Origin of the sequence: Microbispora triticiradicis, from assembly GCF_005864065.1 — a bacterium.
In the GTDB taxonomy this organism is placed as follows: Bacteria; Actinomycetota; Actinomycetes; order Streptosporangiales; family Streptosporangiaceae; genus Microbispora; species Microbispora triticiradicis.
The window spans coordinates 167561-193641 of record NZ_VANP01000001.1 but is presented as its reverse complement, the minus strand read 5'-3'; the positions used below and the strand labels follow the sequence as shown (position 1 = coordinate 193641).

Here is a 26081-nt window from a genome sequence, read left to right as displayed (position 1 = left end):
AGCGGACATCCACCGGTCGCCGCGGTCGGGTCGTGGTGGGAAGCGAATCGCTCGGCCGGCCGTACTCCGGCTCCGGCCTTCACCCGCTGTCCCGCCCTCGCCACGCGGAGATCATAGACGAGGATCTGATGTATAAGTCAGTGGTGTTGTGCGATGACCGACGCGAGGGGCATATTGGAACGTTCCCGTCAAGTCCAAAACGCGAATTCACCCGGCCAACTGTGGACAGATCACGTACATTCCGTACTGAGCGGTCGCTGTCTACCATCAGGCTCGTGCATGCTCCCCGTCCCTGAAAAAAGATGAGTTGTGCGTCAACCTGTGTGACGAGGGGTGCGTCATCTTCCTGCGCAGTCTGGCTACTTGGGCGTGGTGACATGGAATCGCGGTTAGAGTTGGCGGAACTGGGGGTGATTCCCCGCGGCCTCGGCGTCCGGCTCCCGGCAAGGGTGTCGGAGCGGTCCTTTCGCAGGCTCCTCACGGCGGGGGATTTCCTGTGCGGGGCCCTGGCCTTCTGCGGAGTCGAGCTGACCCGGCTCCAGCTGGGGGCCTACATCCCGGTTTACGACCTCGTCTTCGGCGCCACCCTGACGCTCGGCTGGCCTCTGGTCGTCGGCCTCGCGGGCGGGTATCGGGCACGCGCTCACGGCGAGGGCACGGCGGAGTTCCGCTCGGTGGCCCAGGGTGGGCTCGGGCTCACCGCGACCGTCGCGATCGGGGCATATCTGACGCAGACCATGGTGGCCCGGAGCTACGTCATGGCGATGCTGCCGCTCGCCACGGTGCTGACGCTGTTCTTCCGGCACCGGATGCGGAAGAGGCTGCACCGCCTGCGCTCCAGGGGCGAGTACATGCGGCGGGTCGTGGCCGTGGGACACCGGCAGTCCGTCCAGGAGCTGGTGCTGCAGCTGCGGCGGCAGCCGTACCACGGCATGCGGGTGGTGGCCGCATGCCTGCCGAACAGGCAGTTCCGGAGACAGCGCTCCGACATCGACGGCGTGCCCGTGCTCGGGGACTTCCGGGACGTGGCCGCCGTGGTCGACAAGGTCGACGCCGAGGCGGTCGCGGTCCTCGCGTGCCCCGAACTCCACGGCGCCGCGCTGCGCCGCCTCGCCTGGGCCATCGAGTCCGGGGGCACCGACCTCTTCGTCGCTCCGGCCCTGATGGACGTCGCCGGCCCGCGCATCAGCGTCCGCCCGGTCGCGGGAATGCCGCTGCTGCACGTCGAGCACCCCGAGCTCGAAGGATCGCGACGGCTGGTCAAGAACGCCTTCGACAGGATCGTGGCCGCGGCCTTTCTCCTGGTCCTCCTCGTCCCGATGCTGGTCATCGCGGCGCTCGTCCGCGGGACCAGTCCCGGTCCCGCGCTGTTCCGGCAGACGCGCATCGGCCGGTACGGCCGGGAGTTCGACATGCTGAAGTTCCGCACCATGGTCGTCGACGCCGAGCGGCTCAAGCTGGTCCTGGAGCAGTCCAACGAGTCGGACGGCGTGCTGTTCAAGATTCGGAACGATCCACGGATCACGCGGGTCGGGCACCTGCTCCGCCGCTACTCCCTGGACGAGTTGCCGCAGCTCATCAACGTGCTGCGAGGAGAGATGTCGCTGGTCGGGCCGCGTCCGCCGCTGCCCGCCGAGGTCGACCAGTACGGCACGGACGTGCACCGGCGCCTGGTCGTCCGGCCGGGCATGACGGGGTTGTGGCAGGTGAGCGGCAGATCGGACCTGTCCTGGGAGGAGTCGGTCCGGCTGGACCTGCGCTACGTGGAGAACTGGTCGCTCATGATGGATCTTCAGGTGCTGTGGAAGACGTGGTCCGCGGTGACCGGGGGAAGAGGGGCCTACTGACATGAAGGCCCTCGTGCTCGCCGGCGGAGCCGGGACGAGGTTACGACCCATCACCCACACACGGGCGAAGCAACTGGTTCCGGTGGCCAACAAACCCGTCCTGTTCTACGGCCTGGAGGCGATCGCGGCCGCGGGGATCCGGGAGGCCGGCATCGTGGTGGGCGACACCCGCGCCGAGATAGAGGCCGCGGTCGGGGACGGCTCGGCCTTCGGGCTCGACGTCACCTACCTGAGCCAGGAGGCGCCGCTCGGACTGGCGCACGCGGTGCTGATCGCCCGCGACTACCTGGGCGACGACGACTTCGTCATGTACCTCGGCGACAATTTCGTCGTCGGCGGCATCGACGGGGTGGTCCGGCGCTTCCGTGCCCGGCGCCCGAGCGCCCAGATCATGCTCACCCAGGTCTCCGACCCGCGTCAGTTCGGGGTCGCAGAACTGGACGCGCGGGGACGCGTCGTCGGACTCGAGGAGAAGCCCCGCGCTCCGAAGAGCGACCTCGCGCTCGTGGGGGTCTATCTGTTCACCCCGGTCGTGCACGAGGCGGTCGCCGAACTCAAGCCGTCCGGGCGGGGCGAACTGGAGATCACCGATGCCATCCAGTGGCTCATCGACACCGGGCACGACGTCGAGCCCGAGGTGATCTCCGGGTACTGGAAGGACACCGGCAACGTCGCCGACATGCTGGAGGTCAACCGCCTCGTGCTCGAAGCGGTGGAGCCCCGGGTGGACGGCGAGGTCCGCGACTGCGAGCTCATCGGCAGGGTGGTGGTGGAGGCGGGCGCGTCGGTCCGCGGTTCCCGTATCGTGGGTCCCGCGATCATCGGCCCCCGGACCGTCGTCACGGACTCCTACGTCGGTCCCTTCACCTCGGTGGGGGAGGACTGCCGGTTGACGGACAGCGAGATCGAGTACTCCATCGTGCTTGCCCGTGCGTCGATCCAGGGGGTGCGACGGATCGAGGCCTCGCTCATCGGACACGACGTCGAGGTCACTCCGGCCCCCAACACGCCCAAGGCGCACCGGCTCGTGCTCGGTGATCACAGTAAGGTGCAGATCTCCCCATGAGAGTGCTCGTCACCGGCGGCGCCGGCTTCATCGGCTCCCACTACGTCCGGATGGCCGCCGCCGAGACCAATGACAAGATCACCGTGTTGGACGCGCTCACGTACGCGGGCAACCCGGCGAACCTGGAGCCCGTGTCAGGGCGCTTCGACTTCGTGCACGGCGACATCTGCGACGCGGAGCTGCTGGCGCACGTGGTTCCCGGCCACGACCTCGTGATCAACTTCGCCGCCGAATCCCATGTCGACAGGTCGATCGCGGGCGCCGCGCCGTTCGTGCGGACGAACGTCCTCGGCACGCAGACGCTGATGCAGGCGTGCCTCGACGCGGGGGTCGGGAAGGTCGTGCACGTCTCGACCGACGAGGTGTACGGGTCGATCGACTCCGGGTCCTGGGACGAGTCCGCGCCCCTGCGCCCGCGCTCGCCGTACGCGGCCGCGAAGGCGGGGGGAGACCTGGTCGCCCTGGCCTACGGGGTGACCTACGGGCTTCCGGTCTCCGTCACCCGGTGCGGCAACAACTACGGGCCCTACCAGTATCCGGAGAAGGTGATCCCCCTCTTCATCACCAACCTGCTGGAGGGGCTGAAGGTGCCCCTCTACGGCGACGGGGGCAACATCAGGGACTGGATCCACGTCGACGACCACTGCCGGGCGATCCGGCTCGTGACCGAGGTCGGGCAGCCGGGTGAGGTCTACCACGTCGCCGGCACGGCGGAGCTGACGAACCTGCGGCTCACCGAGAAGCTGCTCGCCGCGCTCGGGGCGGAGTGGGAGAGGGTCGAGCGGGTCGCCGACCGCATGGGCCACGACCGCCGCTACTCCCTGGACGACACGAAGCTGCGCGCCCTGGGCTACGAACCCCGGATCGCGTTCGACGAGGGCCTCGACGCCACCGTCCGCTGGTACGTCGAAAACGCGGACTGGTGGCGCCCCCTCAAGCAGGCCCGGCCCTGACACCGACGACGACACCGCCAACGACGACGCCGCCCACGACGACACGGCACCGACCCGAGCACCCCGAGAGCGAACCTGATGACCCCCCGATGGCTGATCACCGGTGCCGGCGGCATGCTCGGCAGCACCCTGGTCGCCGTGCTGCGGGCCGGACGGCACGAGGTCGTGCCGCTGGACCGTGCCCGGCTGGACCTGCGCGACCCGGCGGCCGTGCGGCCGGCCGTCCGCGAACTGCGGCCGGACGTGGTGGTGAACTGCGCCGGCTGGACCGCCGTCGACGACGCGGAGATCCATGAGGAGGAGGCGCTCGCCGTCAACGGCGACGCCGTGCGGGTCCTCGCCGAGGCGTGCGGGGAGGTGGGCGCGCGGCTCGTGCAGCCGTCCACCGACTACGTCTTCGACGGCACCGCGCGGCGGCCGTACGCGGAGGACGCGCCGACGGCTCCGCTGAACGCCTACGGGCGCACCAAGCTCGCGGGCGAACAGGCGGTCCTCAAGACGCTGCCCGACTCCGGCTACGTCGTGCGCACGGCGTGGTTGTACGGCGCGACCGGCGGGAACTTCGTCCGCACCATGATCCGGCTGGCGGGCGAGCGGCCGACCGTCGACGTGGTGGACGACCAGTTCGGCCAGCCGACCTGGACGGACGACCTGGCCCACCAGATCATCCGGATGATCGGGGCCGGCGCGCCCCCCGGCGTCTACCACGGCACGAGCTCCGCGAGCACCTCCTGGCACGGCCTGGCCCGCGAGGTGTTCACGCTGCTCGGCGCCGACCCGGACCGGGTGCGCCCGGTGGCCTCCGCCGCCTTCCCGCGACCGGCTCCCCGGCCCGCCTTCGGCGTGCTCGGCCACGCCGCCTGGTCCCGGGCGGGGCTGGCGCCGATCCGCCACTGGCGGGACGCGCTGCACGCCGCCTGGCCCTCGCTGGTGGCCTGACATGTACCTGTCCGAGGCGCGAACGGGGGACACGCGGCCCCGGGACGAACGGCCGTCCGGACGGCGTCCGCTGCGGGTCGTCACGGGCAACGTCCTGGCGATCGGGATGGTCAGCCTGCTGACGGACGTCTCGTCCGAGATGGTCACGGCGATCCTGCCGCTCTACCTCGTCTTCGGCCTGGGCATGAGCACGGTGCAGTTCGGGATGCTCGACGGGGTGTACACGGGCGCCACCGCCGTGCTGCGCCTCGCCGGGGGACACGTCGCGGACCGGTTCCGGCGGCGTAAGGCGGTCGCCGGAGCCGGCTACGCCCTTTCGGCGGTGACCAAGCTCGGGTTCCTGCTGGCCGGCAGGTCGGCGCCCCTCCTCGGGCTCGTCATCGGCGTCGACCGGGCGGGCAAGGGCCTGCGGACGGCCCCGCGTGACGCGATCATCTCGCTGAGCGCGCCGTACGAGGCGCAGGGCCGCGCCTTCGGCGTGCACCGCGCGCTCGACACCGCGGGAGCCCTCGCCGGTCCGCTCGTCGCCTTCGGCGTGCTGGAACTGGCGCTCAACTCCTATGACGCCGTCTTCGTCACCAGCTTCTGCGTGGCCGTCCTCGGCGTGCTGGTGCTCGTGCTGTTCGTCCGGGAGCCGGACGGGGTGGCGCGCGGGCGCGCGCGGGTCTCGCTGGCCCAGGCCACGGCGCTGCTCGGTCCCGGGCCCTTCCGGCGGGTGCTCCTCGCCGTCGTGCCCCTGTCGCTGACGACGATCAGCGACGCCTTCCTCTATCTCCTCGTGCTGGAGCGGCTCGACGTCGCCGCGCGGTGGCTGCCGCTGCTGCCGGTCGTCGTGTCCGCGTCCTATCTCCTCGCCGCCGTGCCCGCCGGCCGGCTCGCGGATCGTCTCGGCCGGCCGAAGGTCGTCCTCGGAGGGTACGGCGCGCTGCTCGCCTGCTACCTCCTGGTGCTCGCCGCGGACCATCCGGTGGTGTCCGTGGCCGTGCTGCTTCTGCGAGGGCTCGGCTACGCGGCGACGGACGGCGTGGTCAGCGCGCTCGCCGGGCCGCTCCTCCCCGAACGGCGCCGGGCCACCGGGCTCGCCGTCGTGCAGACCGGCCAGGCGCTCGCCGCGATGGCCGCCTCCTGGATTTTCGGCGTCCTGTGGTCCTGGCTCGGGCCGCGGGCCGCCGTGGGCGTCATGGCGGCCGGGCTGGCGATCACGCTCGTGGCCGCCTTCCTCGTTCTCCCCAGAAATGGAGGTACCGGTGAAGAGTAGACATCGCGGTACGTCGTACGGCCGCCGGAGGGCTGAGCTGTGACCCGTCTCGATCGGCTCCGCGCCGCCGACCCCGCCGCCGCCGACCTCGTCGACCGCATGGTCGCCCTGTCGATCCGCGGGCTTCCTCCGGGCTACTCCGACGGAGAGTTCGTGTTCACCCGCCGTGGCCGGCGCGGACCCGACGGACGGTGGACGGCGGTGCCTGAGGGGCGCAGCATCAGGTACAGCGCCATCGTCGCGCTCGGCGTCGCGGCTCTGCCGGAGGACGGGCAGCGCGCCGCGCTCGCCGGCGACACCGCCCTCGACCTGACCGGGCACCTGGTCAAGCGCCTGCCGGAGGTGACCGGACTCGGCGACGTGGCGCTGATCTGCTGGGCCGCGGCCGAGAGCGGGCACGGCGACCTCGGCCTCGCCCTCGCCCGGCTGGCCGAGGTCGAGGACGCCCTCGACGGACCGGTCCCGACGGTCGAGGCCGCGTGGGCGCTCTCCGCGCTGGCCGCGGCGACGGCGGCCGGGGAGACCTCCGGCCTCGGCGAACGCCTCCGGAAGGCTCGCGGGCGCCTCCTTGCGGGGCTCGGCGAGGACCGGCTCTACCGTCATGTGATCGGGTCCGCGCCCTGGTACCGGGCTCATGTCGGCTGCTTCGCCGACCAGGTCTACCCGCTGCAGGCCCTCGCCCGGCTGCACGTCGTGAGCGGCGGCGACCCGGAGGCGCTCGCCGCCGCCGAGCGCGTGGCGGCGGGCATCTGCGGGGTCCAGGGACCGCAGGGCCAGTGGTGGTGGCACTACGACGCCCGTACGGGTGAAGTGGTCGAGGGCTACCCGGTGTACAGCGTCCACCAGCTGTCCATGGCGCCGATGGCGCTGCTCGACCTCGCGGACGCGGGCGGCACGTCGCACCTCGACGCGATCCGCCTGGGGCTGGGCTGGATGACCGGGCGACCGGAGACCGGCGAGGAACTGATCGTCGAAGAGCTCGGCCTGACCTGGCGTAAGGCCGCCCGGGAGGATCCCCGCAAACTCGTCAGAGGCGTACGCGCGATGTCCACGGCGGTCAGCAGGGGCACGCGGATCGGCGTGCTCGACAGGGTCTATCCGCCCGTGGCGGTCGACCACGAGTGCCGGCCGTACGAGCTGGGGTGGCTGCTCTACGCCTGGTTGTTCGAGGAGCTCGCGAAGTGAGGGCGCCCGCCGTGGTCTTCGGGACGCCGATCGATCCGCTCACGCTGCGGGACGCGGTCGAACGGTGCGTGTCCGCCGTCGAGACGCGCTCGTTCCTGTCGATCGGCATGGTGAACGCTGCGAAGCTCGTGCACATGCGGGCCCAGCCGGAACTGCGGCGGTCCGTCGTCCAGTGCGACATGATCCTGGCCGACGGGCAGGCGGTCGTGTGGGCCGCCCGGCTGCTCGGCCGGTCCCTGCCGGAGCGGGTGGCCGGCATCGACCTGTTCACGTCACTGCTCGGGGAGAGCGAGCGCCGCGGCCACCGGGTGTTCTTCCTCGGAGCGACCCGCGAGGTGCTCGACGCGTTGCTCGCGGAGATCCGCCGGCGCCACCCCGGTCTGGTCGTGGCGGGAGCCAGGGACGGCTACTTCTCGGACGAGGAGGCGGGCGCCGTGGCCGAGGAGATCCGCGCGGCGGGCACCGACCTGCTCTTCCTCGGCATGTCGTCGCCCAGGAAGGAGAGGTTCCTCGAGACCTGGGGCGAACGCACCGGCGCCTGCGTGGTGCATGGCGTGGGCGGCTCCTTCGACGTGCTGGCAGGGGTCGTCAGGCGGGCTCCCCTCGCCTGGCAGCGGGCCGGGCTGGAGTGGCTCTACCGGCTGCTCCAGGAGCCCCGGCGATTAGGGCCGCGCTATCTCCGCACGAACGGGGCGTTCATCCGCATGACCGCGCTGGAGCGGATGAGGGGGGCGAGCGCTGCGGCGCCGAGGCCCGCCCGGCCGGATCTGGGCGTCTCGGTGATCGTGGTGACCTACCGCAGCGCGGGTTACGTGACCGGTTGCCTGAAAGCCGTGGACAGGGCGCTCGAACACGCGCGGGGCGAGGGGATCACGGGAGAGCTCGTCGTCGTGGACAACGCCTCCGGCGACGACACGGTGGACGTGGTGCGGGGGGCGGCGCCCGGCGCCCGCATCGTGGCCCGCGAGGAGAACGACGGCTTCGCCGGGGGATGTCACGCCGGCGCCCGGATCGCGAGGGGCGGGCATCTGCTGTTCGTCAACCCCGACGCGGAGCTGGAGCCCGGCGCGGTCACCGCGCTGCTCGAGGCGGCGCGGCGGCACCCCCACGCAGGGATCATCGGCGGCAGATGCGTCACCGAGAGCGGGGAGAGCGACCCGCGCTCGTGGTGGGGCCGGCCGACGCTGTGGTCGGCGCTCTGCTTCGGCCTGGGCCTGAGCACGGCCTTCCCCGGCCACCGGCTTCTCGACCCCGAGACGCCCCGGCCGTGGGCCGCCCCGGCGCCGGGCGGCGCTCCGGAGGAGTCGCGCGTGCCGATCGTCACGGGGGCGATGATGCTGGTGGACCGGCATGCCTGGGACGAGCTCGGCGGGTTCGACCGCGCGTTCTTCATGTACGGCGAGGACGCCGACCTCTGCCTGCGGGCGGCGCGGATGGGCTACCACCCGATGGTCACCTCCACGGCGGCGTTCGTGCACCCGGGCGGCCTCTCGTCGAGCAGTCTGCGCAAGCAGGTCATGCTGCACACGGGGAAGGTCACCCTGATCCGGCGGCACTTCACGCCCGGCACGCGGTGGGCGGCGGTCCTGCTGCTGAAGTCGGGGGTGCTCCTGCGGGCGGTGCTGAGCAGATGGATGAGCCCGCCCGACGCGACCAGGCAGGGGCGTCCCACGTCGCGCCGGGACGACTGGCGCGCGCTGTGGGCCGCCAGGGCGCAGTGGACGCGGGGATGGCCGTCCCGATCGCCGTCATGACCGGCCTCCGCGACGCCGGCGGGACGGCGTCAGCGACTGCTGTCGTCCCTGAGCCAGGTGGTGAAGTCCCCGCGCCGTACGGCGCGACGGGCACGGGTGCGGGCGAGCAGGGTCACCGCGAGGAACACGGCGAGGTGGGGGACCAGCCGGGGGGAGCGGGCCATGCCCACGAGGTCGCGCACCCCGGTCCGCGCCGTCCGCCCGCCCGGGCTTCCGTCCAGCTCCGCCACTCCGGTCACCGCGCGGACCCGCCGGCGGATCAGGTCGCCGAGGGTGCGCGGCGGGTGGACCACGACCCTCGCCGTCCCCGTCACCGCCCGCTCGTGCGGCTGGAACGCCAGGGAGGCCGCCAGGTCGTCGGCCATGACGGAGGGGAGGGCGTCGAGCCGCGCCTGACCCTCCTCGCCGACGGCGATGACGCCCCGGCCGAACAGCCCCGCCCGCACCTCGGGCAGGCGGCTCCAGACGGCGTAGTAGGAACGCACCGGCCAGGGCCGGTCCGCCAGCGGGAGCGCGCGCTCGGGTGCCGTGGCGAGGACGCCGTCGGCCCTCAGCGTGGCGCACATCGCCCGCGCGTCGGTCGTGCCGAGCTCGACGTCCGCGTCCACGTAGAGGATCGGGAAGACGCAGGCCGCGGCGGCGCCCTTGCGCAGCGCCTCGCGCTTGGACGGCACGGGCGTCTCCAGCACGCGGACCCCCGGGAAGCCGCGGGCGACGTCCGCGGTGCCGTCCGTGCAGCCGTTGGCGACCACGACGACGTCCATCTCGCCCGGCTCGGCGTCACGGAGCAGCCCGGAGAGCAGCCGCCCGATCACGGTGGCCTCGTTGTGCGCCGGGACGACGACGGTCATGGCGGCCGGGACGGTCTCGGTCATGGACCGGATTATTCACCGAACACCCGAGGAGTGGCATGACTACCGAGGAACCCGTTATCGCCCCTTCGGCGGACGTCGACCCGAGCGCGGCGATCGGCAGGGGGACCCGGGTCTGGCATCTCGCGCAGGTCCGCGAGAAGGCGCGGATAGGCGTCTCCTGCATCCTCGGACGGGGGGCGTACGTCGGCCCCGGCGTCGTGCTGGGCGACAACGTGAAGGTCCAGAACTACGCGCTCGTCTACGAGCCCGCGGTGCTGGAGGACGGCGTCTTCATCGGCCCGGCTGCCGTGCTGACCAACGACCTCTACCCGCGCTCGGCCGACCTGACCGGACGGCTCAAGCGCGACGGGGACTGGGAGGCCCGCGGCGTCCAGGTGCGGGAGGGGGCGGCCGTCGGAGCGCGGGCCGTGATCGTCGCCGGACGGACGATCGGCCGGTACGCGCTGGTCGCCGCCGGCGCGGTGGTGACCCGGGACGTGCCCGACTTCGCGCTGGTCGCGGGCAACCCGGCGCGGCGGATCGGATGGGTCGGGCGAGCGGGCCGGCCGCTCACGCCGTCCTCGGACGGCGGATGGATCTGTCCGGAGACGGGCGAGCGGTACGTGGAGGACGCGGGGCTGCTCGCCCTCGCCTGAAACAGGCGGCGGAAAGCGCCCGATCAGCACTGAAACAGCCCTGGCGGCCGTCGGGCAGGGCACGGCGAGCGCTTCGCGAGACGCCGGATGCCAGGGGCGGAAAGCGGAGAAGTGACGATGAGCACGCGGACGCGTCTGGTGGCCTTGGCGGCCGCGACGGTCCTTCTGGCGGTCGCGGCGTGGGTCTACACGGCCAACGCGGCGAAGCGGGTGCGGCAGGAGACGACGGCGGCCGCGGCGTCCTCCCGGCCCGGCCGGGTCGACCTCGACGGGCGCGGCCGGTTGGTGTTCGTGACCGCCGGGGCGGGTGGCGGAAAGGTGGCCTCCACCGGCCTGCCGTCCGGTCCGGTGCCCGCGGACGGACCCCGGGAGGTGTCGGGGCTGGAGTGCGTGCGTTTCTACACGGCGGCCGGTTCGGGCGTCTGCCTGACGGCGGTGCGCTCGGCGGTGGCCAGGTTCTACGCGGTCATGGTGGACGCCCGGCTGCGGGAGACGCGGCGGATCGAGCTGCCGGGGGCGCCGAGCCGCGCCCGCGTGTCGCCGACCGGCCGCATGGTCTCCTGGACGGTCTTCGTCAACGGGGACTCCTACGCCGGCCTTGGCTTCTCGACCCGCACCGGCGTCCTCGACACCAGGACCGGCGCCCTCGTCGAGAACCTGGAGGCGTTCACGCTGGTGATGAAGGGCAAGGTGCACCGGCCGGCCGACCTGAACTACTGGGGGGTCACCTTCGACCACGACGACAACCGCTTCTACGCGACGGTGTCGACCGGGGGCTCCACCTATCTGGTGCGGGGCGACTTCGCGAGGCGCCGGATGGAGACGGTGCGGGAGAACGTCGAGTGCCCGTCGCTGTCCCCGGACGGGACGCGGGTCGTCTACAAGAAGCGGGTCGCCGACGGCACCGCGATCTGGCGGCTGCACGTCCTCGATCTGCGCAGCGGACGCGACGTCGAACTGGCCGAGACCGCCTCCGTCGACGACCAGGCGGCCTGGCTCGACGACCACGACGTGATGTACGCACGGGTACGCGGCGAGAACACCACCGACGTCTACACCGTGCCCGCCGACGGCTCCGGGGCGCCCCGTCCGCTCCTGCGCGACGCCCGTTCCCCCGCCGTGGCGGGGTGAGCGATGGATCGCTCCATCTGGTCCCTCATACCGGTAAACCGATGTGGCTCAGGTGACGTCGATTATGTGGGTTTTCTCTGGTGTACGTCCGGCGTCCGATGCGCCTGCGGCACCTACTTTGTAAGGAACGTCAATGAGACTTCGAGTCGCCATCCTCGGCGCGCTGTTCGCCGTGTTCGCGATTCCCGTTCCGGCGCAGGCCGCGGGGGCCTGCGGCCCAGGTGGAAACGCGATTACCTGCGAAAATGAGATTTCGGGGACATCTCCGGACGAATGGGATTCAGAGCGCGATACATCCGACGGATCCACTATTGAGGGATATTCCGACCAATTCAGCGTCGCCTCCGGCGCCACGGTCAACTTCAAGATCCGTACGAGCGCCACGGCGTTCACGGTGAAGATTTACCGGCTCGGCTACTACCAGGGCAACGGCGCGCGGTTCGTCACGGAGCTGACGCCGAACGTCGCCGTCGCCCGGGCCAACCCGGCCACCTGCCCCACCAACGACACCACCGGTCTCACCGAGTGCTCCTGGAACACCGTGGCGAGCTGGGTGGTCCCGTCCGGCCAGATCTCGGGCATCTACTTCGCCCACCTCGTGCGTACGGACGGCACGACCGACGGCAACAAGATCGTGTTCGTGGTGCGTAACGACGCCAGCACCAGCGCCCTGCTCTTCAAGACCTCCGACACCACCTGGCAGGCGTACAACGACTGGGGCGGCAACAGCCTGTACTCTGGCAGTGCCAACACGGCCACGGGCCGCGCCGTCAAGGTGAGCTACAACCGCCCGTTCCACAACCGTGTCGGCACGACCGCCCGGGACTACCTGTTCAACGCCGAGTACCCGATGGTCCGCTTCCTGGAGCGCAACGGGTACGACATCAGTTACGTCGGCAGCATGGACGTGGCCCGGAACCCCGGCGCGCTGCTGCACCACAGGACCCTGCTGTCGGTCGGCCACGACGAGTACTGGTCGGGGGCCGAGCGCGACGCCTTCACCGCGGCCAGGGACGCCGGGGTCAACCTCGCGTTCTTCAGCGGCAACGAGGTCTTCTGGAAGACCCGGTGGGAGAACGGCGCCGGCGACGCCCCGTACCGGACGCTGGTCAGCTACAAGGAAACCCACGACAACGCGAAGACCGATCCGTCCGGGACCTGGACGGGCACCTGGCGCGATCCGCGCTTCAGCCCGCCGGCCGACGGCGGCAAGCCGGAGAACAGCCTCACCGGTACGTTGTGGACGGTCAACTGCTGCACCTACGCCATGACCGTCCCCGCCGCCGAGGGCAGGCTGCGGCTCTGGCGCAACACGAACCTGGCCACTCGCGCCCTGCTCGGTCAGCCCACGACGTTGCCCGACGGCACGCTCGGATACGAGTGGGACGAGGACGTGGACAACGGGTCGCGTCCCGCCGGTCTGTTCCGCATGTCGAGCACGACGGTGGACGTCCCGGCGAAGATCCAGGACTGGGGCACGAACGTGGCGGACGGCACCGCCACCCACAGTCTGACGATGTACCGCGCGGCGAGCGGAGCCCTCGTGTTCGGCGCGGGCACCGTCCAGTGGGCGTGGGGCCTCGACGCCGAGCACGACGGCGACACCCCGGCCGCCGACCCGAACATGCAGCAGGCCACGGTCAACGTCCTGGCCGACATGGGCGTGCAGCCCGCCTCGCTGATGCCGGACCTCGACGCGGCCGCCGCGTCGTCCGACCACACCGCCCCGACGTCGACGATCACCAGTCCGCTGCTCAACGCGTCGCTGAACAGCGGCGCCACGGTGACCGTCACCGGGACCGCGTCCGACTCGGGCGGCGGCAGGGTCGGCGGCGTGGAGGTCTCCACCGACGGCGGCGCAACGTGGCATCCCGCGAACGGCCGTGAGAGCTGGTCCTACACCTGGACGGCCACCGGGTCCGGCACGGTGAACATCAAGAGCCGGGCGGTCGACGACAGCGCCAACCTGGAGACACCCGGCGCCGGGCGCAACGTGACCGTCAAGTGCCCGTGCAGCCTCTACCCGCCCTCCTACGTCCCGTCGATCCCGACGGGCACCGACACCTCGGCCCTGGAACTCGGCGTGAAGTTCCGCCCGTCGGTCAACGGCTGGGTCACCGGCGTCAGGTTCTACAAGGGCACGGGCAACAGCGGGACCCACACGGGCTCCCTGTGGAAGACCGACGGAACGCTCCTCGCCACCGGCACGTTCGTCAACGAGACCGCGACCGGATGGCAGACGCTGGTCTTCCCCGGCGCCGTCACCGTGACCGCGGGCACCACCTACGTCGCCTCCTACTACGCGCCGGCGGGGCGCTACTCCTCGACCCCCGGAGCCTTCTGGGGCCAGTCGTATTCGCGGGCGCCGCTGACCGCGCCCAGCACCGCGGAAGCCGACGGCAACGGTGTCTACCGGATGGGCGCCGGATTCCCCAACAGCTCCTACCGGGGCGGCGACTACGGCGTGGACGTCGTGTTCGCCACCCAGGACACGTTCCCGCCGAGCGTCGTCAACGCGACGCCGTACGCCGGCTCCTCCAGCGTGCCGACGAACGCGACCCCGACGGTCACGTTCAACGAGCCGATCCAGAGCGGCTTCGGGACGCTCACGGTCAAGGGCCCGGGCGGCGTCACGATCCCCGGCACGGCGTCACTCGACGGCTCGGCCGCCAAGCTGACCTTCACCCCGTCGGGGGCGCTCGCCGCGAACACCGGCTACACCGTGGCCGTCAGCGGGACCAAGGACACGGCGGGCAACACCATGCAGGGGACCTACAGCTTCACCTTCGTCACGGCGAAGGCGACGCTGCCCCCCGGGCAGTGCCCCTGCTCCATCTGGGACGACCTCGCCCTTCCCGCGACGGCGAGCACGAACGACCCCAGCGAGGTGGAGCTCGGTGTGAAGTTCCGCGCCTCCGTCGACGGTCTTATCACCGGCATCCGCTTCTACAAGGGCGTGGCGAACACCGGTACCCACATCGGGACCCTTTGGTCGGCCGCGGGCACCGCCCTCGCCTCGGCCACCTTCAACAACGAGTCGACCCTCGGCTGGCAGGAGGTGACCTTCTCCTCGCCGGTGCCGGTCACCGAGGGCACCACCTACGTCGCGTCGTACCACACCATGGCCGGCAACTACGCGGTGACGAGTTCCGGGCTGTCCTCGGCCGTCACCCGGGGGCCGCTCACGGCGCTGGGCAACGGCCAGGAGGGGGGCAACGGCGTGTACGCCTACGGCTCCCGGCGGTTCCCCACCGGGTCGTGGGGGGCCTCGAACTACTGGGTCGACGTGATGTTCTCGGTGCCGCCGGACGTCGCCGCGCCGACCGTCGCGCGTAAGGCGCCGTCCGACGCCGCCACCGGCGTCCCGGCCTCCACCGCCATCAGGGCGACCTTCAGCGAGGCCGTGCAGACCGGCACCCCGGTGATCACGGTGGAGGGGCCGGGCGGCGTGCTGGTCAGCGGCGGCGCCTCGCTCGACCCGGCCAGGAAGGTGCTCACCTTCACACCGGCCGCCGCCCTGGGCGACGGCAAGCAGTACACGGTGCGGGTGAGCGGAGCCAAGGACGACGCGGGCAACACCATGGTGCAGACCCAGTGGTCGTTCACGACGACCGGAGCCTGCCCGTGCTCCATCTGGGAGAGCGACGCCGTTCCCGGCAACGTGGCCGAGAACGACGCCTCGGGCATCGAGGTGGGCGTCAAGTTCCGGTCCGACGTGGCCGGTGAGATCACCGGGATCCGCTTCTACAAGGGCCCGGGCAACAGTGGAACGCACATCGGCAGCCTGTGGGCGGCCGACGGCACGCGCCTCGCCACCGGCACCTTCTCCGCCGAGACGTCCGGCGGCTGGCAGACGCTGCTGTTCACCACCCCGGTGCCGATCGCCGCGGGCACGACGTACGTCGCGTCCTACTACGCGCCGAACGGCCACTACTCGGGAGACGGGGGTTACTTCAACTCCGGTCCCGCCGTCAACGGCCACCTGACCGCGCTCGCCAACGGCGGCGGATCCGCCGGAAACGGCGTGTACGCCTACGGCGGCGCGTCCCAGTTCCCGCAGAACACCTACAACGGCGCCAACTACTGGGTCGACGTCGTCTTCCACCCCTAGGCAGAGGCGGCGGGCCGTGCCGGGAAGCGGCGCGGCCCGCCGCCCTGTGTCTCGACAGAAGGGACAACAGTGTCTTCACCGATCGGGCTGGCCGTCATCGGCGCCGGGTACTGGGGGCCGAACCTGGTCCGCAACGCGCAGGCGACGCCCGCACTGCGGCTGGAGTGGCTCTGCGACCTGGACCTCGGCCGAGCCCGGTCGGTGCTCGGGTCCTACTCCACGGTGCGGGCCACCGCGTCCGTCGAGCAGGTGCTCGCGGACCCGTCCGTGGCCGCCGTCGCCATCGCGACCCCGGCGGCCACCCACTTCGAACTCGTCCGCGCCGCGCTCGAAGCCGGCAAGCACGTGCTGGTGGAGAAGCCCCTCACACCGGACGCGGAGGAGGCGGGCAAACTGGTCGAGCTGGCCGAGGAATCGGGCCTGGCACTCATGCTCGACCACACCTACTGCTACACCCCCGCCGTCCGGCACATCCGTGAGCTGGTCCGCGGCGGCGGCGTGGGCGACGTCCAGTTCATCGACTCGGTCCGCATCAACCTCGGGCTGGTCCAGCCCGACGTGGACGTCCTGTGGGATCTCGCGCCCCACGACCTGTCCATCCTCGACTTCGTCCTCCCCGACGACGTGCGGCCGATCGCGGTGGCGACGCACGGCGCGGATCCGATCGGAGCGGGCCGCACCTGCGTGGCCTACCTGACCCTCTGGCTGTCCACCGGGAGCATCGCCCACATCCACGTCAACTGGCTGAGTCCCACGAAGATCCGGACGATGGTGCTCGGCGGTTCGCGCCGCACGGTCGTCTGGGACGACCTGAACCCCTCCCAGCGGGTCGGCGTCTACGACCGGGGCGTGGACCGGCGACCCGGCGAGCTCGGCCCCGACGAGCGCCACCGGGCCCTCATCTCCTACCGGCTGGGTGACATCCATGTGCCGGCCCTGCCCGAAGGCGAGGCCCTGCGCGGGGTGATGAGCGAGTTCGCGAGCGCCATCGCCGAGGGCCGGGCGCCGCTGACCGACGGACGTTCCGGGCTGCGGATCCTGCGTTTGCTGGAAGCGGCGTCCCGCAGCCTCAACAATGGTGGCGTACGGGTCGAACTGTGATCATCCCCCCGTCCCCACTCGGTGATCCGACCAATCGAATGAGGAGTCAATGACACACGCGTACCCGGCACTGACCGGCAGCCGATGCCTCGTCACCGGAGGTGCGGGAACGATCGGATCGGCCGTCGCCGACCAGCTCGCGCGGGCCGGAGCCGGCGAGATCGTCGTCCTGGACAACCTCGTCCGCGGCCGCAGGGAGAACCTGGCGCAGGCGGGCGGGGCGGTGCGCCTGGTCGAAGGCGACATCCTGGACCGGGACCTGGTCAGGAGCCTCACCGAGGGCGTGGACTACGTCTTCCACCTGGCGGCCATCCGCATCACCCAGTGCGTGGAGGAGCCCCGCCTGGCCAACGACGTCCTGGTCAACGGCACGCTCAACGTGGTCGAGGCGGCGGTGGACGCGGGCGTGCGCAAGGTCGTGGCCTCCTCCTCCGCCTCCGTCTACGGCCTGGCCGAGGTCTTCCCCACCTCGGAGAACCACCACCCGTACGACAACGACACGCTCTACGGCGCGGCGAAGCTGTACAACGAGGGCATGCTGCGCAGCTTCCGGGCCACGCGCGGCCTCGACTACGTGGCGCTGCGGTACTTCAACGTCTACGGCCCCCGCATGGACGTCCACGGGCTCTACACGGAAGTGCTCATCCGATGGATGGAGCGGATCGCCGGAGGGCAGCCGCCGCTGATCCTCGGCGATGGCAAGCAGACGATGGACTTCGTCTACACCGAGGACATCGCGAGGGCCAATCTGGCCGCGGCGGCGGCCGACGTGAGCGGCGAGGTCTTCAACATCGCCGGCGGCACCGAGATCAGCCTGACCGGCCTCGCCGAGGCCCTGCTCCGCGTGATGGGCAGTGACCTGCGGCCGGAGTACGGGCCGCCGCGCCAGGTGAACAACGTCACGCGGCGGCTCGCCGACATCTCCCGCGCGGTGGAGCTCCTCGGCTGGAAGCCGGAGATCGGCCTGGAGGAGGGGCTCTCCCGCCTCGTCGCCTGGTGGCGGGAGGCGACGGACGCGGCGGCGGGTGGCCGGGCGCGGTGAGCGAAGGGCTCCTCGTCTACTTCGCGGGAAGCCACTACGACGGCTCCGTGGCGGGGACCGACCGCCACATCGCCGACCGCCTGGCCACCGGACGCGACGTGCTCTACGTCAACCCGCCCGTCGCGGTCGCGGCCCGCAGGCGGAGGCCGGAGCTGGCGGGCACGCTGGCACGCCCGCCGCTGGACGCGGCGGGTCCCGGCCTGACCCTGCTCACCGTCCGGGTGCCGCCCGCGCGCACCCGGCCGGGCGTCTACCCGCTCGGCGTCGCGCTGACCCGCCGTGCGGTACGGCGGGCGCTGCGCGGCCTGGGACGGCGGGCCGACGCGGTGATCGCCGCGAACTACGACGACGTCCTCGGCACGGCCGAGGGCGCGCGCACCCTGTTCTACGCCACCGACGACCTGGTGGCCGGCGCCCCGATGATGGGACTGCCGGTGCGGACCATGATCAGAGCCGAGGCGCGGCAACTGCGCAAGGCGGACGCGGTCGCGGTGGTCAGCCCGGCGCTGCGCGACCGGTTCGCCGCGCTCGGGCGGGCCGCCGAGCTGGTCCCGAACGGCTGCGACGTGGCCGCCTACGCCGATGCGGACGACGCGCCGCCTCCGCCGGACGTGCCCTTCACTCCGGCGGACGGCCCGGTCGCGGGGTTCGTGGGCAACATCAACGAGCGGACCGACATCGCGTTCCTGGAGGCGGTGGCCGCCGCCGGACCGCTGCTCCTCGTCGGCCCCCGGAAGCCGGGCTTCGCCCCCGGCCGGTTCGACGAGCTGATCCGGCGGCCCACCGTCCGATGGGTGGGGCACAAACCCTTCGCGGAGCTTCCGTCCTACCTGCGGATGATCGACGTGGGACTGACGCCGTACGCCGACACCCCGTTCAACCAGGCCAGTTTTCCGCTGAAGACGCTGGAGTACCTGGCGGCGGGCCGCGCGGTCGTCTCCTCCGAACTGCCGGCCACCGCGCTGCTGCGGAGCGAGCCGGACGGCCGGGAGCTGATCAGGACGGCCCGCTCGCCGGAGGAGTTCGCCCGGGCCGTCGCGGAGGCGGGGCGGGAGCCGCGCACCCCCGGCCTGGCCGGGCGCCGCAGGGCCTTCGCCGCGCGGCACGACTGGTCGCAACGCGCCCTGGCGCTGGCCGGGCTGCTCGACAACGAGACGAGGGAGGTGTCACGGGCGTGATACCCGTGATGAAGCCGTGGTTCGGGCCGGAGGAGGCGGCCGCGGTCGCCGCGGCGGTGGAGTCCGGCTGGGTGGCCCAGGGGCCGAGGGTCGCGGAGTTCGAGGCGGCGTTCGCGGCGAGGATGAGCGCCGCCCACGGCGTCGCCCTGTCCTCCTGCACGACCGCGCTCCACCTCGCACTGCTGCTCGCCGGGGTGGAGGAGGGCGACGAGGTCGTCGTGCCCTCGCTCTCCTTCATCGCGACGGCCAACGCCGTCCGCTACCTCCGCGCGGTTCCCGTCTTCGCGGACGTCGAGCCCACCACCGCCAACCTCACCCCGGAGACCGTGGAGGCGGCCCTGACCGGCCGTACCCGCGCGGTGATCCTGGTGCACCAGGCGGGCACTCCGGCGGACGCCGACGCGGTGCGCGCGGTCTGCGAGCCGCGGGGGATCGCCGTCGTCGAGGACGCCGCGTGCGCCGCGGGCTCGGTCTACAAGGGCCGTCCGGTCGGCGCGGACGCGCTGGTGGCCGCGTGGTCGTTCCACCCGCGCAAGCTCCTCACCACCGGCGAGGGCGGAATGATCACCACGGGGAACGGGGAGTGGGCGGCCCGCGCCAGGCGGTTGCGCGAGCACGGCATGAGCGTCAGCGCGGCCGACAGGCACGCCGCCGGCGCCACCCCCATCCTGGAGCAGTACCTGGAGACCGGCTTCAACTACCGCATGACCGACATGCAGGCCGCGCTGGGCCTGGTCCAGCTGGCCAAGCTCGACGCGATGGTCGCCCGCCGCAGGTCGCTGGCCGCCCGCTACCACGACCTGCTGAGCGACATCCCGGGCCTGTACGCGATCCGCGACCCGCGGCACGGCGAGACCAACTACCAGGGCTTCTGGGTCCTGCCGCCCGAGGACTTCCCGGTCGGCCGCGACGAGCTGCTGCGGCTCCTCGGCGAGGCGGGCGTGTCGGCCCGGCGCGGCATCATGGCGGCTCACCTGGAGCCCGCGTACGCCTCCGACGCGAAGGCCGACCTGCCGGTCACCGAGCGGCTCACCCGCGACTCGCTGATCCTGCCGCTCCACCACGACCTGACCGAGCGGGACCAGGAGGTCGTGGTGGGAGTCATCAGGGCGGCGAGCCGGGCATGAGGATCCTCGTCTACCCCCACACCATGGAGGTCGGGGGCAGCCAGCTCAACGCCATCGAGCTCGCGGCAGCCGTACGCGACCTCGGACACGAGGTCATGCTGGTGAGCGATCCCGGGCCGCTCGTCGAGCGGGTCAGGGCGGCGGGGCTGGAACACGTCGAGCTGGACCCGGCGAGGCGGCGCCCCGACCCGCCCACCATCCGGATGATCAGAAGGCTGGTCGCCGAGCGGGGCATCGACGTCGTGCACGGATACGAGTGGCCGCCGGGACTGGAGGCGTACTTCGCCACGTTCGGCAGGTCGTCCGCCGCGGCCGTGTGCACGGTGATGTCCGCCGGCGTCGCGCCGTTCCTGCCCCCCGAGCTGCCGCTCGTCGTGGGTACAGAGGAACTGCGGGAGCTGGAGGCCGGGCGCCGCCGGTACGTGCGTCTCATCGAGCCGCCGGTGGACGTCGTCGCCAACGCGCCCGGCGTCCCCTCCGGGGAGTTCACCGCCCGCTTCGGCCTGGGAGACGACCGGCTCAACGTCGTCGTGGTATGCCGCCTCGTGCCGGAGCTCAAGCTGGAGGGCCTGCTGACGGCCGTCGACGTCGTGGGCCGCCTGGCCGCCGAACTGCCGGTCCGGCTGGTCGTCGTCGGCGACGGCGCGGCCCGCGACCAGGTGGAGCGGCGGGCCGCCGAGGCCAACGCCAGGGCGGGTGAGCGGGTCGTCGTGCTGACCGGCGAGCTGTTCGACCCCCGGCCGGCGTACGCGTGCGGCGCGGTCGCGATCGGCATGGGCGGGTCGGCGCTGCGCGCCCTCGCCTTCGGCTGCCCGCTCGTCGTGCAGGGCGAGGCGGGGTTCTTCGAGACGCTCACCCCGCGGACCGTCGACCGCTTCCTCACCGGCGGCTGGTACGGCCTCGGGAACGGCGCCGCCGAGGGTCCCCGCAGGCTGGAGGAGGCGCTTCGCCCGCTGCTGACGGACGCCGGACTGCGGACCGAGCTCGGCGCCTTCGGCCGCTCGCTCGTCGTGGAGCGTTTCAGTCTCCAGAGCGCGGCCCGCGTGCAGGAGGGCGTCTACCGGGACGCGCTGACCGGGGCGGGCCCGCGCGGCTCGCTGCGCTCGGCGCTCGGCTCGTCGGCCGCCGTGGTCGGCTACAAGGTGCGCCGCAAGTACGCGCGGGCGCGGGGCCGGGCGCCCGCCGACGACTTCAACGCCGTGGCGGCGGCCCGTGCCACCCCCCGGGAGCCGATGGCGGACAAGCGGTGAGCCGGTTACGGAGCATCCGGGTGCGGGACGGCGACTCTCTGTTCGGGCAGGCGTCCCGGGCCCTCGGCTGGAGCCTCGTCAACACCGTCGTGGGAAGGCTCAGCACGCTCGCCATCGGCATCGTGCTCGCCCGGCTGCTCGGGCCGGCCGAGTTCGGCACGTTCGCCGTCGCCATGGTGGCCCTGCTGGCCGTGCTGAGCTTCAACGAGCTGGGGGTGAGCCTGGCCATCGTCCGCTGGCCGGGGGACCCGAAGGAGATCGCTCCCACGGTCGCGACCATCTCCCTCGTCTCCAGCGGCCTGATCTACCTCGCCTGCTTCGCCGGCGCGCCGGCGTTCGCCGCGGCCATGGGCAATCCGCAGGCCGCGCCCGTCGTGCGGCTGCTCGCCCTCAACGTGCTGGTGAGCGGGGCGGTGGCAGCCCCCGCCGCCATGCTCCAGAGATACTTCAGGCAGGACAGGAAGGCCGTCGCCGACCAGGTGAACAACTGGCTGGGCGCGCTCGTGTCGATCGCCCTCGCCCTGGCCGGATGGGGCGCGATGAGCCTCGCGGTCGGGCGCCTGGCCGGGGCCGCCGGGTCGGCCCTCCTGTACATCGGGTTCGCGCCCGGCGGGCTCCGGCTCGGGTTCGACCTCTCGGTGGCCCGCAGGCTGCTGCGGTTCGGCCTGCCGCTCGCGGGGTCGAGCATCGTCGTCTTCCTCGTCGCCAACCTCGACCAGTTCGTCGTGGGGCATCTGCTGGGGGCCACCGCCCTCGGCTTCTACGTGCTGGCCTTCAACCTGTCCAACTGGCCGGTGAGCGTGTTCTCCCAGCCGGTGCGCAGCGTGGCCCCCGCCGCCTTCGCCCGGCTGCAGCACGACCCGCCGGCGCTGCGCGGGGCCTTCACCTCCACGGCCGGGCTTCTCGTCGCGGTGACGGTGCCCGTGTGCCTGCTGCTGGCCGGGGCCGCCGGGCCGCTCGTCCGGTTCGTCTACGGACCGGTGTGGGAGCCGGCCGCCTCCGCCCTGGTGTGGCTGGCCGTCTTCGGCGCGTTGCGGATCGCCTACGAGCTCGTCTACGACTACTTCGTGGTGCTCGCCTGCTCACGGGTGGTGTTCACCGTGCAGGTGATCTGGCTGATCCTGCTCGCCCCGGCGCTCGTGGTCGCGGTGCGCGCGTACGGCTTCGCCGGGGCGGGCGTCGCGCACGTCGCCGTCGCGGTGCTCGTCGTGCTGCCCATCTACCTGCGCGAGCTGAGGCGGGTCGGGGTCGGCGCGCTGGGCCTGGCGGCGAGCGTCGCGCCCGGCGTCGCCGGCGGCCTGCTCGCCGGGCTGGCCGCCGCGCTCATCGCCTGGCTGATCAGGATCGACGTGGTGGCCCTGCTCCTGGCGGGGTCCGTCACGCTGGCGGTGGTCGGCGCGCTCGTCTACCTGAAGAGGGGGGCGCTGCGCGGCCTGCGGGGCGCCGGCGCGGTGGCGGCGGAGGCTGCGACGTGATCCCCGAGGATCTGGTGCTCGTCGGGGCGGGGGGTTTCGCCAGGGAGACCGCCCAGCTGGCGCTGGCGTCCGCCGGCCGCTGGCGGCTGCTCGGCTTCCTGGACGACGACCCGGCCCGCCATGGGACCCTCGTGGACGGCCTGCCCGTCCTCGGCGGCGTCGCCGCGCTGCCGGACCACGCCCGGCTCGTCGTCTGCACCGGCAGGCCGGACGACTACGCCAGCCGCCTCCGGATCGTGGCACGGCTCGGCCTGCCCGCGGAACGGTACGCCACCCTCGTGCACCCCACCGCCGTGGTGTCCGCAACCTCCCGGGTGGGTCCCGGATCGGTGGTGCAGGCACAGTGCGTGCTGACCGCCTCGGTCGAGGTGGGCGCCCACGTCGCGGTGATGCCCCACGTCACCCTCACCCATGACGACGTGGTGGAGGACTTCGCCACCATCGCCTCCGGCGTACGGCTGGCGGGCGGGGTGCGGATCCGCCGCGGCGCCTACCTGGGCGCCGGGGCGCTCGTCCGGGAGAACCGTACCGTCGGGGCCTGGTCGCTCGTCGGCATGGGATCGGTCGTGACCAGGGACGTGCCCGAGGGCGAGGTGTGGGCGGGCAACCCCGCCCGGTACCTCCGCCCGGCGCCCGTGAATCCAACGTGACAGCCACATGGCAGAAGGAGCTTCTGTGATCCCGTTCGTCGACCTGCGGGCCGCTCACGAGGAGGTGGCGGAGGAGATCGACGCCGGCTTCGCCCGCGTGCTCGGCTCCACCGCCTTCATGCAGGGGCCGGACGTGGCCGCGTTCGAGGAGGAGTACGCCGCCTTCAGCGGCGTCGCGCACTGCGTCGGCGTCGCGAACGGCACCGACGCGATCGAACTCGCGCTGCGAGCGCTGGGGGCGGGACCCGGATCGGAGGTGGTCCTGCCCGCCAACACGTTCGTGGCCACCGCCGAGGCGGTGCTCAGGGCGGGGGCACGGCCGGTCCTCGTCGACGCCGAGCCGGCCCGCCTGCTGATCGACCCGGACCGGCTCGCCGCCGCGATCACCCCGAGCACCGCGGCGATCGTCCCCGTCCACCTGTACGGCCGGCTGGCCCGGATGGACCGGATCGCCGAGGTCGCCGGGGACGTTCCGGTCCTGGAGGACGCCGCCCAGTCCCAGGGCGCGACCCGCGACGGAGTCGGCGCCGGCGGATTCGGAGCCATCGCCGCCACCAGCTTCTACCCCGGCAAGAACCTCGGCGCGTACGGCGACGCGGGCGCGGTCACCACCGGCTCGGCCGAGCTGGCCAGAAGGGTGCGCCTGCTGGGCAACCACGGCAGCGTCGTGAAATACCGGCACGAGACGCTCGGCTTCAACTCACGCCTCGACACTCTCCAGGCCGTGGTGCTGCGTGCGAAGCTGCGGCGGCTCGCCGAGTGGAACGACCGGCGGCGGAGGGCGGCGGCCCGTTACGGCGAGTTGCTGGCCGACCTCGTGGACGCGGGGGTGACGATCCCGGCCTCTCCGGAGGAGGCGCTGGGCACCGACCATGTCTGGCACCTCTACGTGATCCGGGTGCGCGACCGCGACCGCGTGCTCGCCGGTCTGCACGAGCAGGGGGTGCAGGCCCAGATCCACTACCCGGTGCCGGTGCACCTCCAGCCGGCGTTCGCGGACCTCGGGTATCGCGCGGGCGACTTCCCGGTGGCCGAGCGCGCGGCCGGAGAGATCCTCTCCCTGCCGATCTTCCCGCACATCACTCCGGAACAGCAGGAGGAGGTGGCCGGGGCGCTCCGCAAGGCGCTGTGACCATCGCCGCGTTCGGGAACCGCACGGCGAGCCGGTCGGCCGCTGCCTTGCCGCGGTGGGAGGAGCCCTTGTCGACCACCCAGAACACCCGCTTGGCGGAGGCGTAGGGTTCGGCGGTCATGACCTTCTCAACGAGGTGAGGTTGCCCGTCCCAGACCCGCTGGTAGAGGTCCAGCAGGCGGGCGGCCCTGGTGGCGAAGTCGGGGTCGCGGATGAATATCCACGAGGCCTACTGCCAGGGCTCGACTGTGCCTGCGGCCTCTACCTCAGCCAACGCTGACCCATGCACCCCCGACGGACTTACGAACGAGACCACTTAGTCATTTCATGGACCAATAGCACAAGGCACGGCATCGAATTCGGTTCTTCGCCTCTTGACTGTTGGGCGATCGCACGTCTGGTTACCACAGTCGGCGAGGGCGTGCGACCGCGGCGCGCGAGGTCGTCAACTCACGAGTAGCTCATCTCCGCCAGGCCCTTCTCCAGCGTCACGTCAGGCGAGTAGCCCAGTTCCTTCCTGGCGGCGGTGATGTCGTAGGAACGGTCATGGCCGGTGAAGCTGACGAGCCAGTTCGTCAGCGGCGGCGCCGTCTTGCGGCGAAGCAGGCGTGCGGTGCGGTCCATCATCGCCGCCATGGGCGCCGCCATCGCCAGAGGGACGCTGCGGCTCTTGGACAGATCCACGCCGCGGGTCGCCAGTAAGGGGGTGAAGAAGTCGCGGATGGGGATCGGCGTGCCGTCCGTCACGTAGTAGACCCCCTTGTGGCGGCCCCGCGTGAGCGCGAGGATCGCGGCACCGGCCAGGTTCTCGACGTGTACGAAGTCGACGATGTGCCGGCCGTTGTCGATCCAGGCGAACCGTCCGGCCTCGGCGACCCTGACCATCTCGTTGATCGTCGTCATTCCGCGGCCCCAGATGAACGGCGGGCGGAGCACCACCAGTTCGGTCTTCCCGCTGCGGGCTTTCAGGAGCGCGCGCTCGGTGGCCAGCTTGACGCGGCTGTAGGCGATGTTCGGCCGGCCTTCTGGCGTCGACTCGTCGACGACGGGACGGCGTTGACTGCCCGTGGAGACGGACGCGGCGCTGATGAGCACGAAGCGTCGCACCCCGGCCGCGACGCTCGCGGCGTGCAGGGCGGCCGTCGGCACGTGATTGGCCTGTTCGAAGAGCGAGTCGGGCCCCCAGAACTCCATGTGAGCCGCGACGTGCACGACCGCGTCGGCCTCGCGCAGCCTGGCGAGCCACGTCGGCCCGGGGGAGTCGGCCCGGCCGAGTTCGGCGAGATCGCCGGGCACGGGTTCGGCTCCAGCGGCGCGTACCCGCTGGATGCTCGGGCCCGATCTGGCCAGTGCCATGACCTCATGTCCTTCG

Annotated in this window: 20 protein-coding genes; 18 read left to right on the top strand and 2 right to left on the bottom strand. The window is 72.1% G+C overall.

The window, feature by feature from the left end; genetic code table 11:
- Window positions 1-377: 377 nt before the first annotated feature.
- The 7 genes from FED44_RS00920 (at window position 378) to FED44_RS00890 (ending at window position 9002) form a co-directional block, all read left to right on the top strand.
- Window positions 378-1847 (top strand): sugar transferase, encoded by a 1470-nt coding sequence (locus FED44_RS00920; RefSeq protein WP_138459437.1) that lies wholly within the window; start codon window positions 378-380, stop codon window positions 1845-1847.
- Between the two features lies 1 nt (window position 1848).
- Entirely contained in the window at window positions 1849-2913 is a 1065-nt protein-coding gene (locus FED44_RS00915) for a glucose-1-phosphate thymidylyltransferase (protein WP_111700618.1), read from the top strand.
- Window positions 2910-3866, top strand: coding sequence for a dTDP-glucose 4,6-dehydratase (rfbB, locus tag FED44_RS00910; protein ID WP_138459436.1), 957 nt, complete (start codon window positions 2910-2912; stop codon window positions 3864-3866). Before FED44_RS00915 ends, rfbB begins: the two co-directional genes overlap by 4 nt.
- Before the next feature lie 78 nt (window positions 3867-3944).
- A complete protein-coding gene (gene rfbD / locus FED44_RS00905; RefSeq protein WP_138459435.1) occupies window positions 3945-4805 on the top strand; it encodes a dTDP-4-dehydrorhamnose reductase in 861 nt (286 codons plus the stop codon).
- 1 nt (window position 4806) lies between these two features.
- On the top strand, window positions 4807-6063 hold the full coding sequence (locus tag FED44_RS00900) for an MFS transporter (RefSeq protein WP_138459434.1): 1257 nt from the start codon (window positions 4807-4809) through the stop codon (window positions 6061-6063).
- A gap of 39 nt (window positions 6064-6102) precedes the next feature.
- Window positions 6103-7248 carry a hypothetical protein gene (locus tag FED44_RS00895; protein ID WP_138459433.1) on the top strand — a complete coding sequence of 382 codons (1146 nt, stop codon included), beginning with the start codon at window positions 6103-6105 and terminating at the stop codon, window positions 7246-7248.
- Entirely contained in the window at window positions 7245-9002 is a 1758-nt protein-coding gene (locus FED44_RS00890) for a WecB/TagA/CpsF family glycosyltransferase (RefSeq protein ID WP_138459432.1), read from the top strand. The genes FED44_RS00895 and FED44_RS00890 overlap by 4 nt, the downstream gene beginning before the upstream one ends.
- Window positions 9003-9031: 29 nt before the next feature.
- On the opposite strand, the gene FED44_RS37950 is transcribed toward FED44_RS00890, so the two are convergent.
- Window positions 9032-9877 carry a glycosyltransferase family 2 protein gene (locus FED44_RS37950; RefSeq protein ID WP_208758780.1) on the bottom strand — a complete coding sequence of 282 codons (846 nt, stop codon included), beginning with the start codon at window positions 9875-9877 and terminating at the stop codon, window positions 9032-9034.
- 35 nt (window positions 9878-9912) lie between these two features.
- On the opposite strand from FED44_RS37950, the gene FED44_RS00880 reads away from it, so the two are divergent.
- The 11 genes from FED44_RS00880 to FED44_RS00830 all read left to right on the top strand — a co-directional run bounded on the left by FED44_RS00880 (window position 9913) and on the right by FED44_RS00830 (window position 24709).
- Window positions 9913-10512 (top strand): acyltransferase, encoded by a 600-nt coding sequence (locus tag FED44_RS00880; protein ID WP_111700623.1) that lies wholly within the window; start codon window positions 9913-9915, stop codon window positions 10510-10512.
- A 117-nt stretch (window positions 10513-10629) separates the two neighbouring features.
- Window positions 10630-11643, top strand: coding sequence for a TolB family protein (locus tag FED44_RS00875; protein WP_138459431.1), 1014 nt, complete (start codon window positions 10630-10632; stop codon window positions 11641-11643).
- Window positions 11644-12037: 394 nt separating this feature from the next.
- Window positions 12038-15754 (top strand): DUF4082 domain-containing protein, encoded by a 3717-nt coding sequence (locus tag FED44_RS00870; RefSeq protein ID WP_167521350.1) that lies wholly within the window; start codon window positions 12038-12040, stop codon window positions 15752-15754.
- A gap of 69 nt (window positions 15755-15823) precedes the next feature.
- Entirely contained in the window at window positions 15824-16855 is a 1032-nt protein-coding gene (locus FED44_RS00865; protein ID WP_111700626.1) for a Gfo/Idh/MocA family protein, read from the top strand.
- A 49-nt stretch (window positions 16856-16904) separates the two neighbouring features.
- Window positions 16905-17897 carry an NAD-dependent epimerase/dehydratase family protein gene (locus FED44_RS00860; RefSeq protein ID WP_138459429.1) on the top strand — a complete coding sequence of 331 codons (993 nt, stop codon included), beginning with the start codon at window positions 16905-16907 and terminating at the stop codon, window positions 17895-17897.
- A complete protein-coding gene (locus FED44_RS00855; protein WP_138459428.1) occupies window positions 17894-19075 on the top strand; it encodes a glycosyltransferase in 1182 nt (393 codons plus the stop codon). The genes FED44_RS00860 and FED44_RS00855 overlap by 4 nt, the downstream gene beginning before the upstream one ends.
- Window positions 19072-20202: a DegT/DnrJ/EryC1/StrS family aminotransferase gene (locus tag FED44_RS00850; RefSeq protein WP_208758779.1), complete on the top strand. Its 1131-nt coding sequence runs from the start codon at window positions 19072-19074 to the stop codon at window positions 20200-20202. Before FED44_RS00855 ends, FED44_RS00850 begins: the two co-directional genes overlap by 4 nt.
- Window positions 20199-21452, top strand: a complete 1254-nt coding sequence (locus tag FED44_RS00845; protein ID WP_138459427.1) for a glycosyltransferase family 4 protein — start codon at window positions 20199-20201, stop codon at window positions 21450-21452. The genes FED44_RS00850 and FED44_RS00845 overlap by 4 nt, the downstream gene beginning before the upstream one ends.
- Window positions 21449-22927: an oligosaccharide flippase family protein gene (locus FED44_RS00840; RefSeq protein WP_208758778.1), complete on the top strand. Its 1479-nt coding sequence runs from the start codon at window positions 21449-21451 to the stop codon at window positions 22925-22927. The genes FED44_RS00845 and FED44_RS00840 overlap by 4 nt, the downstream gene beginning before the upstream one ends.
- A complete protein-coding gene (locus FED44_RS00835) occupies window positions 22924-23577 on the top strand; it encodes an acetyltransferase (RefSeq protein ID WP_208758777.1) in 654 nt (217 codons plus the stop codon). The genes FED44_RS00840 and FED44_RS00835 overlap by 4 nt, the downstream gene beginning before the upstream one ends.
- 25 nt (window positions 23578-23602) lie before the next feature.
- Entirely contained in the window at window positions 23603-24709 is a 1107-nt protein-coding gene (locus FED44_RS00830) for a DegT/DnrJ/EryC1/StrS family aminotransferase (protein ID WP_208758776.1), read from the top strand.
- Window positions 24710-25159: 450 nt separating this feature from the next.
- Here the strand turns inward: FED44_RS00830 and FED44_RS00820 are convergent.
- A partial coding sequence (locus tag FED44_RS00820) for an NAD-dependent epimerase/dehydratase family protein (protein WP_138459880.1) occupies window positions 25160-26081 on the bottom strand: 922 nt, incomplete at its 5' end.